We start from the raw sequence: 13,263 nt of genomic DNA, 5'->3' as shown, positions 1-13,263 counted from the left end.
CTACTCTTCTTTATCTTTTACGGTCCAGACCTTGCCGGATTTATCTTTGTAAAGCTTATTTATTTCTTCTTTATTCAGCGGGCGAGAACCGCGACGGCCGAATACCGCTACTTGGCCACCAGTTTCATCAACAGCACGGTCACGTTCTAGCGCTCTCGACAAACCTAAGGCTGCCTTTTCCGTTGGGTAATGCGCAATTAGATGCGGATTCGGTTGCGGGCTAAAGCCATAAAATTTTGGCTGAATTTCCGGAGACGTCAACTGAAGTATTTTTAAACCACCAGTCCCATCAGCAACATAGGCGAACAAGGAGGCATTGGTACTCGCAACAACGACATCTTGAGAATCACTGAGCTTGCCTCCAGCGTTAAACATTTGCTGCACTTTCATGGCGGTTGGCTTTTCTATATCAATGATTGCCAAACCATCTTTGCCAGCCGCGACATAAGCATAGGTTCGAGCAATGAAAACCTTTTGTGCATCAGCCAAAGCGATCGTGTTATTCGCCAATAGAGAGGGTTGCTTGGGGTCAGTAATATCAATGACTTTTAGTCCATCCGCATCAGTCACAAACAAGTAACGAAACTGTACGGCCGAAGCTCGACCATCATTCAATGGTGTCACCGACACCAACTGCGGCGATAGCGGCTTATCAATATCAACAATGACCAAACCAGCATCTGCAACAATGTAAAGATAGTGACCACCAATACTTATATGGCGCGCGCCATTTAATATGCCATTGGCATTCCAAGTAGCGGCACGTTCCAAAAAGTTATTGCGAGGTTCACCGTCGGAGAAGGTATCGATATTGACTAGAATTAACCCTTCTTCTGCATCCGTCACATAGACATAGTGATATAAAGGATGCATTGGTTGTTCCATATTGGTCACCCGCATCAGCTCACCAGTGTTTCGCGCTGGCGCAACTGGCTGAGTTGTGGGCATCAACATACAGGTTGCGTTTTTACTCGGTACATTCGGGTTGTGGCCAAGTGGGCTAAATGGTGCCGAGATAATACGCTGGGAAACACCTTTGTTATCAATAGAGGCAATATCATAGACCTGTAATCCTTGCTTACCTGCCGCCGTGTAGAGATATTCGCCACGCATCTGCAAACAAGAGCTGCGCCCAGAACTATGACTGTAGCCTACCTGCAACTCTTGGCCAGCTTTTTGGTGATCATTGTACCAATCAGGATAGGCATACTTATGTAAGTAGCTGCCATAAACCGCCTGAGGCTCGTCCCATTCGGTAACTTGCACACCAACAACTTCGCCATCACCGCCCAGCCAAGCAAAGCGGCCGATAAAGTCGATAAACTTAGTTCCTACACCTAAGGTTTGAGTAAAGATCGCATTATTGTCTTCAGTGTTTGCCAAGTGGCAATCACTACAGGTTTTGGTTTCAGTCTTGCGAACTGTATGTGGGAAATGCGGGTTAATCGCTTGCGAACTAAAGCCACTAGACGCAACGGGAGGCTGCTGGATATAGATCCGCTCACGGTTTGAGTTAGTCGAAGACAATACCAAGGCTGAGGTAGAGCGAATCGGTGCATACTTACCACCTTTATGTTCTTCCCGCTTACCAATCATGAAAATTTGATCACGCGACACTTGCGGATTATAGGTCGCAAAGTTACGCGACTCTCCACCTTCATAATGATGGCGCTCGGTTTTTACGTTGGCCTCAATAGGCAAGTGACAACCGCCGCAGCTTGTTGTCCACGCCGTATGACAGGTGTAACACTCCATATTTTCATAGGTATGCGCCAGCTGATCCTCCGGCACATCTTCACCCCAATTTTGTTCTGCGGTGTCTTTTGACATTAACTTAGCACGGGCTGCTTTTTCATTGTATTGCGGATGCCCTTTGCTCACACTGTCCTTCACCAAACTAAGCTCCCATTCTAAGCCTGGTGTTACCAAGGAGCGTTGGATCAACTTACCTTCAAGCCATTCAAATCGTAACTGGCCGTCAGGGTTACGGAGTACAGAAAGATCTGCACCCTTACCCAGTTTCGCTGGGCCGGAGGTTAGTAAGTTAGGGTAACGTTGCGCACTGCCGTGACAATCGATACAAGCAATTTCAACGGCGGCGGCGACTTCGCCATAGATGTGCCCATTACCATGGTTGTCTTGTGCAAAGTGACAATCGGAACAATGCATGCCTACGTCCGCATGAATCGAGGACATATGCACAGCTTTTTTAAATTTATCGGGATCATCATCCGATACCATATTGTTTTCGGCATCGAGTAGATTACCCTTACGGTCTCTTTTAAAGATAGCCCGGAAGTTCCAACCGTGACCATGATAGTCAGCAAACTGGGTGTCGTTTAGCTTTGGATTTAAGGAGGCAACTTCTTTTAAGAATTCTACGTCGGCCCAATTACCACGAGGCGCAGCACCTTCAGGGTTACGATCTAACACTTTACGCTTTTGCGCCTCAGAAGGATATTGTTGCTCCTCTGGCCACATCGCCGGTGCATCCGATTCATAGTCCCACATGGTGTAACCCAAATAAGTATTCATAAACATATTGGGTTGGTGCATATGACAGATCATGCACTGGCTGCTAGGTACACCTCGAGTAAACTGGTGTTTTAACGGGTGACCGGATTCGTCTTTTGGAATCGTTGGATCTATCGTTTGTGTTTTGCCTGTATGGCCAAACTGCGCGTAAGGCCCCGAGTGTTTCGGGTCACGGTCGTTGGCGTAAACAACGTGACAAGAGGTACAGCCTGAGTGTCGATAATCTCCAGGTTGATCATTCGTACCCATGAACCATAAGAAGGGATCATTCAAACGCGTTTTATGAATATTGATTAGTGGAACAGAAATTCTAGCGCCGGTACCCGGGCCTCGATTAGACTGCCTAAAATCCGGGCGTCCTGGTTCTTCTAAACGTTGAATCAATCCCAAACTGTTGGGGATACCAGTTTCTGGAAATAAGTTAGTGATATTTCGACCACCGCGCTCAAATACGCGGAAGATATCACCGGGCTTAACCGTTTCCCAATTGGGCAAAGGATAAAGCGCCGCAACAATACCTTTGGCCGCCATTTCCGGAGTAACTTCTGTGGGGTTTTTCAAAGCCGTGGCTTCGCCCTCGCGGTTATAGGATTCGCCCAGTAAATACTGCTTAAATGGCAAGATGCCGTTATTGTAAGAAGCCCCACCCCACAGCATAGCACCCGTGGCGTGCAAACTTCTTTCAGAAGCCTGAATCACATTCAAATGGCAAGCACCACAGGCCTCACGAGCAATGCGCAAATCGCCTGGGTTAATAAAACGTATAAATTCAGGCGCTTCTTTATTGAGTAAGGTATATGTCCGCTCTGGGTTTGCGGAGCTAGGGAAATTCCACAATTCCGGATAACGAGGCAATACGTGGGCTTGATCTCGTAAACGAGCGTAGCCTTCATCACCTGGTGATTCAGAGCTTCGAACGATACTGGAATCACCACCATGGCAATCTACACAGGCCAGTTGGATGGCCGGGTTATTGTGCATATTTTTACTATCGGATTCAGTGTGGCAACTAACACAACCCTCGTTTTTCTTAGAGACGAGTTCCGGGCTTTGAGAAGCGGGAGCATTTGCGGCCGTCACATAATCTCGCTCGACCGGCTTAGGCCCGCCAACAGCGAAAACAAAACTTGGCGCCAATAAAGCACTCAGTAACAGCAGCCCTTTTATGATGGGCTTTGTAACGGCCTTGGCTAGCGTTCTTTCTTCTTGTGCACACATGGCTTTTTCCGTTCCCATTGGCTTCATTACTTTTCCTTGCGAGCCGCTTGCTACAGCAGCTTCAAATCTTTTTCTGGCAAACATCACAAATTTAGTAGGTCAACACCAAATTAAATAACAACGAATGTTGGGTCTCATCACCAAATAGCTGTTCAAAGCCCTTGCCCGGCAGCAAGGCCGCGTAAGACAAACGAACAACAACGTTCTGACTCATAAACGGTCGATAAATCAATGATAAGGACACATCCGTACCAATCGACTCATCAATATCCGCCTGCTGCCTTGCAACTTCCAAGACCTCAGTTTGATCAAACCAAAGCTGGTTAACGTTAACGGATGCTCTGAGCTCTGGAAGAACGTCAAAATCTGCACCGACACCTAATAACCTCACCCCTGGGTTGGTGAAATTAGATTGGCCGTGTTCTTTTGATGCGCGTAGATTATTCAATAGGCCATTACGCGTCGATAACGTTACCTTACCGCCAGCAGCTAGTGGTACCCCCTGCCTTAACCAATAGCTGGTATCAGCGCCGGCAAACTGTGGGTTTTCGAAAATCGCATCAAAACCATTTTCTTCGTTATCAAAGGGATTATCATCACCCGAAGCCCACAGAGCCGAGCCACGCAAGCGTATCCAGTCATAATCAGCGCCTACCTCTGCAGCAGCGAAGAAGGATCGAATATCAGTGCGCTGGTTAACAAAGGGGCCCCTATTCTGTTCACCCAAGGCGGCGTAAAGTGAGTGGGTTACGTTGATACGGCCAAAGTGACCGTCCGAACTGAATCCTAAATAGGTTACATCGTAGTTTCTAAAACGTTCAAAGCCCAAAGAAGCAGGTCGCTGAATCAGATCATTAACATCGTAAAAGAATTCATCTTCTCGGTTACGATTATGAACGATAGAAAACTGAGAAAAATGTCCAAGCGCGATCAAATCCTGCCAAATGACATTGGCAATAAAGACATCGTCTTCACGGGGCGCTTCTCCAATATCATTTAAGCCACTGTTGGTATCTTTTTCTAAACGACGAAACCACGCCAGGTTGTATTGGATCTTGTTGTTATTACGAATACCAAATAGGCGCACACCTAACTGATTATCCTGAAACAAAAAGCCACGAAAATCGTTATTAAATGGCTGAATACCAACCCGGATACTATCGAAATCGTAATTATCAGACACATTCCTCAAGTGCACATCGATAAATGCACCTTGAATACCAACAAAGTTATCGTCTCGACGCACCCCACGCTGAGGGTCTACATTAATCCCGGCTAGCTCGTTAACAACGGTGTGGTTGTAATTAAACACCGGGATAAAGCGGAATTCATAATCCGGCGGTCTAAATACCGTATCACCTTTGTAATAGACAAATTCCATAGCGACTTGCTGGATCACCGAATGCTGCTCGGTGTTACCATATAGATCCAAATCACCTGGGTCAGATGTGGTGATAAGCCCGACTGGCGTAACGACTTTTCGGCCTTCGTAAATGGTGTCGGAAATCACGCCGAGGTTAAAAAACCAATCATCATGAAGAGGAACATCTCCTTTTAAGGTATTTCGGTTGTACGGATCCCACCAATTATCGGTATAGCCTATAGCCTCAACGATACGCCAGCGATCAGGAAACACTATACTGTCTTCAAAATCACTCACCTTCGGGCGAGGTACTGGGGATTCCTCAACGTCTTCTCGCAATACCGTAAAGGTTTGCTCTTCTTTTAAACGGGCGTCATTAACTGGCCCTGGCGTTCGTCGCTGGGGCTTACCATCGATAACCGTTTCAACAATCTGTTCATTAGCATCGGGAAGCTGGCTACAGTCAACGCGGCCACCTGGGCGTCTGCGGCGCTTAGCTTTATTCGCTGCTTGCGCTGCCTCACATTCCTGGCGGGTTTGTGCTTGTGCGAGAGTATTGGCTGCCAGTGGTAGTTGCGCGGTCGATACTACAACAGCTAAAGCAGAGGCCTTTATTAAACCGTGATTCAATATTGGCTTCAGTTTCAAAGCGAAAAAAGGCTTATCTATCCGTGCCATGATGTTAATCCCCTACTTTCCTGAGCAAACATTTTGTTCGTCGCTGTCAATAAAGGGTGATTGCGGGCAACTTATATAACGCAATCGTGTTCCCTGTGGCGTTAAGGTATCAGCGCGAATTTCAGCCGGCGCATTATTGAAGCTTCCATTCATTTTTTCGGCGGCACGATGAACACCCAAGAAGGCAATCATATCGTCCTGATCAACACCGTCCCCTGAAATACCAATGCCACCGACCAAGGTATTGCCCTTATAAATGGGTACACTACCTGGGAAAATCTGAATGCCATTGGCGATGTTATTGGCAGCAGAGCTTGCTGTCCCTCCGAATGGGACGCCAACGCAATTGTTGCCGACGTCATCCGTTTGCAGGCCTGCAACATGTAATAGGTGGCTGACAATGCCATTCATGGTGAGGTCGAGCTGCAAGCCCGTAGAAAATGGACTCCACTCTCCTGCTGGCTTACTTAATGGTCCATGTGGAGCATTATCAACACCATCTGGATAAAAAGGACGCGACAAATTTCCGCCAGCTCGATCAGAAAAGGCAATGCCATTACTTAAGGCCGAGCTGTCTTCAACAAAATCCCTTAGAGCTTGCACATAATTTGCAATATCAATGTTGCGCTTAGGGCTTAAGTCAGAGTTTAAATATTGCGTTAGCGGCAAGTTTTGCAAGAAATCTGCCGCCGCCGGATTTGAAAAGAATGCCGCCGTACGCGCCTTTTGCAAGGACACATCTGCACCAAAAACCGGAGCATCCAAGGTACGAGCCATGCCCAAAACATCACCATTCAGATCGACAACGGAAATAGTTACTCGTGCTTTAGTACTTAAAGGTCGTCGAATTTGGGCACGTGATTGGTTGGCAACACCAAGAGCTTCATCAATGATCGCTTGCACTTCATCGGCGGTTAATTCTGTACCATCTGTTGGGGGAAAACGATCTTGACCCGCCGCATCTACAAATACATAGGCTTCGCGATTTGGATAAGTCGTAGTATCAGCTCTGATGCCTGAACTAGCCTGACCAAAAGCTTGGCCTGCACGTACATTGCCATCAATATAGTCTGGTACAGGAATATACTGCCCATCACTATCATTTAATGTTGACGCTGCACCCGGAGCAGCCGTTAGCTGGCTGTATTCAACATCAGTGTATCGTAAGACCTTACCATCAACTGTTATACGATCAGCTCGTCGATCAGCGGGAGCTTCAAAGCCAACTGTGGCCGCAAGCGCGATTAGCTCGTCTTGATCCATATCAGAATCGACAACAACTTTATCTAGGGTGTAGATAAAGTCGTCTGATATCACACCGACACCACCGACGGGAACATTATCTTTATATAGAGGAAAGCCGCCTGGATCGGCTGATAAACCCAGCGGCGCTTGTTTCGGACCGATACCTGCTACAGAGTTATCCAAGGTAAAATCAGAACAGGCTAACTGACTGAACTGAACACCAAAAAGCGGGCCTGCCGGTTGCACTCTCTCACCAGGGTTAAAGTGTTCCTGCACAATTTGACTGGCGACACGGCTACTAAATGCGTTGCCCTCGGTCGATAAATAAGCCCCCGTAATCGCCTTAGAAATAGCAGCGAGTGCGTCTCCACCAACAGCTAAAGGGAGTTGAATATTTTCCAAACCACCATCAATATCGCTTAAGCCTTGCTTATTACTAGAGATCAGCAGTGACTTACTGGTATCAATATCTGCTGTACGGTAGACCGCAAGTACATTGCCGACACGATCAACTACCGCTATGGTTGCCGCAACGCCAAGCGCTTTTGCTTCTGCAACCGCTTGTTGCACCACCTTCTCGACATCAGCTGTACGCAAGAAAGAATCGGCGTTAGTACAATTGCCCTCACACACCACTGGCGGTGGTGGCGGAGGCGGAGTTGGGGTGCCTTCATTGGGCGCGGTACCAGAGCCACCTCCCCCTCCACCGCAGCTTAACAAACTGATGCTAGTGGCCAACAATAGGCAGGGTTTAAGGCTGAATCCCTTACGGCTTAATCTCATGGTGTTTTTTGCTCCAAAACAGCAGGCAGTTCTTTCAACCAAATCGCCTGATTTCCGGGTATATGGTAATTATGGCAAGCTACGCAATCCAAAGGTGCGGCATGCTCGGCCTGGTCATCATGGCACTGTAAACAGTTATCGCGTCCAGGAATTAAAATATCGTGACTTTCAGATGATTCACCGGCCTTGTGGCAGTCTTGGCAAATCTCATCGACAGGTGCATCGCGTAATAACAAATGGGTAGAGTGGTTAAATCGACCCTGCGAGAACCAATCATTATTAAGTTTGACCGGTTTAACCGTCCAAAAATTATCGGCTTTTTTCTTGCCGGCCAACTGGCGAGCTTCCGTTTTTTCCACTTCGTGGCAAGTAATGCAACCTGTCTTGGTGAACTGGTTTTCCAGCTCTAAGGCAGCACGTTCTTTACCGCAAACCAAAGCACCTTTTTTACAGCGATCAAGGTCGCGACTCTTGCCTGGAACACGACGCACATGATCAATACCTTCCACGCCAGAATCTGGATCGGCAAACATGCGAATATAGTATTCTTCCAGAGTTTGCTTAACCAACAAAGGTGATCCGTGCGGAAGCTGTCGACTTGGTTCAGTATCATCAAATCCCAAACCGTGGCAATCACGGCACATTCCTTCCATGGTTATAGGCTCAAAATGCTCATTATCCGCACTAAGCACATGACAAGATTTACACTCCAAAGCCTCACCACTGTCTTGGCTTTGAACCTTATCGATATCTAAATGTAAATCGTGAGGAAATTTTAGTTGTGAGTTTTCTTGCAGCTCTTTACTGTAAGGAACCCTAGATAGCTGCCACTTAAAACCATCGAAACCAAGCAAGCCTAAGCGGAACTCTGGGTGAGTTTTTTCATTAAAACCAGAAACATTAGCCACTGACTCCTCTTGAGTAATATTACCTAACTTAGCAATATCACCATGGCAATCTACGCAGAGCGACTGATCTTTAATAATAATAGTTGCTGGCTCGTTATGTTCTCTATGGCAGCTGCCGCAGCGGTACTCTTCAAAGGCAGGAATAGCTGGATGCTTATTATGAACATGCTGCTCGGTATTGCTATGACATGAAAGACAAGCTTTATCTTGTACAACTTCGAAAGGTTTTGCGTGGCAACTTGTGCAGTCATCACCAATCGCTGGAATTCGATGGGCTGGAATTAGCGGACCGCTAGACCAATGCTTATCGGTTGGAATCCCAACTTTTGATAGCGTATCACGAGCCTCACTATTCAACATGGACCATATTGGCAATGCCAAAGCAAACAATAAGACCAGTGCTGATGCAATATAAGCTAAGCTTCGATTATAGCCCACACCCTGCAAATCGGTCTTGAATCGCTGCTTAGTTGAGTGCTTAACATCCGCATCAATTTCAAACTCTAAGGCACAGGAAAAACCGGCAGGAGGAGCCTGCAATATAAGCTTGTGTCTGCCAATCGTTAATTGTTGGCCAAGGCCTATTGCACCTTTACTTTGCGGCTGACCGTCCAGCTCGACTACACAGCCTTTAGCGCATTCAAATTTCGCACTTTGGTTATCAACAGCGGTTACCACTAGGTGATTTGCCGAGACATCCTCCCCAGCAAGCTGAACCAGCTGACCTTCACCAGAACCGATACTTATTGCAGCAGCATCCAATTGGCTATCGTTTTGATCAATAACCTTAGTGCCTGTTTTTCTTGTTTGTCGTATTAAATAGAGCATGGCTTACCAGTATAAAAAGACAGTCACAATGTGGATGATTAAAGCCACAATCAAAACAATAGTGGTTGGAATATGAAACAGCAGCCAAACTTTTAATCGTGCTTGCAGGCTAATTTCTCGACGAATACGGTTTAATAATTCTCGGCGACGACCAAATATATAAAGAATATCCTGCAGATCCTGAGCCTCTTGCTTCTTGCTCACATTTGGAATGCGCATGGCAATATAGTCAATGGCCGCCTGCTGGTTTCTATTATCAACAACCTTGGTGCGGCTTTGGTTGTCTTCCGAAGCGCTAAGCTCTACTTTTGAATTATCCTGACCCTTCAATTGGCTCCATAAACCACCACCTAAACTGGTGCGCGCAATCGCACTGTTGATTAATGTCTGAATGTCGGTATTACAACGTGAGGCAATATCCTTACCCTGCTGATCCAACTCATCGAGCTCGGAAAAACGTTGGTCTAAACTCTGATTACTGCGATTACGGGACAGCTTGTCTGGGTAACGCATATAAGCATAAAGCCCGTAAAATCCACTAAAGATAACAACACACATCAGCACATAGGCGAGCGTATGCACATTGAGGCCAAACTGGAAAGCACAGTGCAGAGTTCCTATAATCAGCAGGCTAGAGCCCAAATACACATGAGCAGAAGTCCAACCTTGTACCGTTCCTAGAGTGGACGCATAACGTCTTTTACGTACTCCCAAATAAGCGAGCCAAACGATTAGCAAAGCCCCTATCGTGCCCAGCACATAACCTTGCCAAGTACCACCATTCGGTGGACGCCAAGCCTCTTGACTGAAATAGACGGCGAAGGAGACGAGTAACAACACCAGGGAAACCCAGAAGTAGCGCCCGCCTTTAAACTCTAATATATTGTTATACATAATTTTCTTTTTAGCCGTTTAAGGGGCAATCAGCTCAACAAATTGTTCTGGATTCAAGCGCTCTACCGCGCCCACAGGGCAGGATCTTACACAAGCAGGTCCACCTTTCTGCCCGACACATGCATCGCATTTAACTGCTTTTTTGCCTTTATCGAGCGCTTCGTCGCTTGGCTGATATGCCGGATCTTGACCTGGACCGTTTCCCCTACCAAACATCATCCATTGAAATAGACCTGGCTTTTTCGGTGCATCATAAGCCAGTTTAATCACATCATATGGGCAGTTGGTTTCGCAGTTACCGCAACCTATACAACTACTATCGATAAACACTTCACCCGTCACCGCACGGTGAATAGCATTTGCAGGACAATCTTTCATACAATGCGGCATTTCACAGTGGCGACAGGATATTGCGACATTGATGTGACCGTAGCGCTGACCGGATTTACGATCTAAACGGCTGATACCACCGTGTGTTTCCGCGCAAGCTTTTTCGCAGTTATCACAACCCACGCAGAGCTTTTCATCAATGATTAAAGCACTGGTAGATTCACCTAGGCCCTCGCCCATTAAGAAAGAAATCAGGGACCCGCCTTCAGGCAGGGATTCCATTTGATTAGAAACCTTTAACTTTTCACTGGTCGCCGCTTGGATATCATTAACGCGCTCAGGGTCTTGTTTTAATAAAGCAAGGAACTCTTTTTGCTTAATCATTAGGGCTTCAACACGCACCGTTGCCCTTGCTGACTCACGACGAGTTTTATCCCCCATTAATGCCATCTGGCCAATCATTTGGCCAGACTGCGCTTGACCGACCACCACGGCCTGATCATTGCGAGCACGCTCTAGACTGATGGTACCGCTGCGGATCAAGTAGAGGCAGTCGCCGTCATCACCTTCTTTATAAAGATGTTCGCCCGCATTAAAGGTTTTGGTTTTGGTATTCTGTGCAATATCGCGAAGCTCACCAACATCGGCTTTCGGGGCGAAATATTGCTGTAAGAAGCGCACCACAAACACCCAGTCAATACCACCAAGAATTTCTTCATTGGAATTCATCAACTTAACCATGGTGCGTCGTGGAGTTTCGATCAGAATAGTATCTTCACCAGCGATCGCATTACCCACCCTTGGCCGCCCAGAAAGCAAGCTCATCTCGCCGAAAAATTGGCCCGGTTTGATAGTTTGTTGATTTTGGCCGTCAGCAGATTCTAAAACCACCTCACCTTCCACTACGGTTAGAAAGGTATTACTGTAATCACCGTGACGGTAAATGTAGTCGCCCGCCTTAATAAGCTTGGTAATTTTGGGGGCAGTAGGATCCGCTTCCTTTTCGGCCTTACTGACTTTTTTGCCCTTCTGCTCTAACTTGGCTATTCGCTGCTGCTTTTTGTCCTTCAATTCTGAAAAGCGGGCGTCCTTGACCTGATCGGCTTGTAGTTTTAATTGCGAAAGAATGCCCTCATCTGCTTGTGATACCAAAATATCACTTTCAATGACGAGCTCCCTAAATGCCAAAGTATTCATTCGGCGAAACATAGGAATACGCTGTTGGTAAAGACTTAGAATTTCTTCGACATCACTGACATAAGGCAGCATTTTTAGCTGTAAATCGAGAATTGGGTGATCTGCAGGTTTAACTTCATTACCACGAATATACTCGACAACATCATAACCTTGATTCATCGCCTGCTTAATGAGCGGATAACCACCCAAGGCACCAATGACATAAATGCCTTTCACATTCGATTCATACTGCGCCGTCAGTTCTGGAATCGCATCAGGCTTATCACTGGGAAACTCAATTCCGCATGATTCAATGAATTTTCTAGGAGGAATCGCACCCAAACGAGCGATGATGCGATGGCAGTTAATATCCACCTCGCCTTCGGGTGTATCCAAGGTAAGTACACCAGCCTCACCAACCGCTTCTGGTAGCACTAGGCCTGCAACAGAAGAACGGTAATAGCAGTCAAAATCAAGATTTTTATCGTTAATCGCAGCCAAAACAGAGTTCAAGTTACCCTCTTTAGCTCGGCTGAATTCTTCGCGGCGATTAATAATAAAAACTTTATTCTGTTTAGCTAGGCCCAAGGCATTTTCAATCGCTGCATCACCGGCCCCGACCACAACGATCGTTTCATCTTTATACTCATCCGGATCATCTAACTGATATTGAACAAAGTCTGAGTCATCGCCTGAAACCCCCAATTTTCTTGGGTTACCCTGCATGCCGATGGCCAAAATAATATTCTTGGCTTTGATGTTTTCGCCACTCGTAAAGCCTACCGTGAAATCACCAGCAGAACCGGTAATGCTGCTAACTTCAGATTGATAGCGAATATTAATTTCTTTTTCTTGAATGCCTTCATCCCAGGTACTTAAGATTTCTTCTCGTTTACCTGAACTAAATTCGACAGGACTACGCAGGTCTAGAAAACCTGGCTCATCCATAACATGCTTGCCTTTCTGATAACGATAAATCGTTTTTGCGGCATGCTTAAAGCCTTCAAGCAATATATGAGTAGGTTTATGATTGGGGTCATTTTTACGGGCTTGCTGATCATATTCGGCAGCGCGTGCCGCAGCACTTAGGCCCGCGGGCCCAGACCCTATGACGGCTATCTCGTAAATATCAGACATGGAAGCCTTTCCTTATCAGCCTAATACGTAATGGCTATTATTCTCATTCGGCCAAATACACCATAAGTCAATCGAGTAAACAGGCGCAGCTGTGTACCAGTCAAATTTACATTTTGACCAATAATACCAATCTGTACTTATACTCTTTTATAACTCTGCTGTTCTTGG

At 46.4% G+C, this 13,263-nt stretch carries 6 protein-coding genes; all 6 read right to left on the bottom strand.

Annotation, left to right across the window (positions count from 1 at the left end; translation table 11 throughout):
* Complete coding sequence (locus Q1A08_RS01675; protein WP_299768785.1) at nucleotides 1-3,780, bottom strand: hypothetical protein; 3,780 nt, start codon at nucleotides 3,778-3,780, stop codon at nucleotides 1-3.
* A gap of 64 nt (nucleotides 3,781-3,844) precedes the next feature.
* Complete coding sequence (locus tag Q1A08_RS01670) at nucleotides 3,845-5,794, bottom strand: hypothetical protein (protein WP_299768782.1); 1,950 nt, start codon at nucleotides 5,792-5,794, stop codon at nucleotides 3,845-3,847.
* Between the two features lie 12 nt (nucleotides 5,795-5,806).
* Nucleotides 5,807-7,822: a heme-binding protein gene (locus tag Q1A08_RS01665; protein ID WP_299768779.1), complete on the bottom strand. Its 2,016-nt coding sequence runs from the start codon at nucleotides 7,820-7,822 to the stop codon at nucleotides 5,807-5,809.
* Nucleotides 7,819-9,558, bottom strand: a complete 1,740-nt coding sequence (locus Q1A08_RS01660) for a cytochrome c3 family protein (protein ID WP_299768776.1) — start codon at nucleotides 9,556-9,558, stop codon at nucleotides 7,819-7,821. The genes Q1A08_RS01665 and Q1A08_RS01660 overlap by 4 nt, the downstream gene beginning before the upstream one ends.
* Before the next feature lie 3 nt (nucleotides 9,559-9,561).
* The gene (locus Q1A08_RS01655; protein ID WP_299768774.1) at nucleotides 9,562-10,452 is read right to left on the bottom strand and encodes a hypothetical protein; all 891 of its coding nucleotides are present in this window, start codon (nucleotides 10,450-10,452) and stop codon (nucleotides 9,562-9,564) included.
* 18 nt (nucleotides 10,453-10,470) lie between these two features.
* Nucleotides 10,471-13,095 carry a cyclic nucleotide-binding domain-containing protein gene (locus tag Q1A08_RS01650; protein ID WP_299768771.1) on the bottom strand — a complete coding sequence of 875 codons (2,625 nt, stop codon included), beginning with the start codon at nucleotides 13,093-13,095 and terminating at the stop codon, nucleotides 10,471-10,473.
* Nucleotides 13,096-13,263 lie beyond the last annotated feature (168 nt).

Source organism: uncultured Pseudoteredinibacter sp., from assembly GCF_947500695.1.
Classification (GTDB): domain Bacteria; phylum Pseudomonadota; class Gammaproteobacteria; order Pseudomonadales; family Cellvibrionaceae; genus Pseudoteredinibacter.
Note: the sequence above shows the minus strand (reverse complement) of the source record. Positions and strands in the feature narration are given on the sequence as shown.

Excerpts from the sequence above, each read along its gene's own strand:
- Q1A08_RS01675 (WP_299768785.1), bottom strand. The coding sequence starts at position 3,780 with ATGAAGCCAATGGGAACGGAAAAAGCCATGTGTGCACAAGAAGAAAGA.
- Q1A08_RS01670 (WP_299768782.1), bottom strand. The coding sequence starts at position 5,794 with ATGGCACGGATAGATAAGCCTTTTTTCGCTTTGAAACTGAAGCCAATA.
- Q1A08_RS01665 (WP_299768779.1), bottom strand. The coding sequence starts at position 7,822 with ATGAGATTAAGCCGTAAGGGATTCAGCCTTAAACCCTGCCTATTGTTG.
- Q1A08_RS01660 (WP_299768776.1), bottom strand. The coding sequence starts at position 9,558 with ATGCTCTATTTAATACGACAAACAAGAAAAACAGGCACTAAGGTTATT.
- Q1A08_RS01655 (WP_299768774.1), bottom strand. The coding sequence starts at position 10,452 with ATGTATAACAATATATTAGAGTTTAAAGGCGGGCGCTACTTCTGGGTT.
- Q1A08_RS01650 (WP_299768771.1), bottom strand. The coding sequence starts at position 13,095 with ATGTCTGATATTTACGAGATAGCCGTCATAGGGTCTGGGCCCGCGGGC.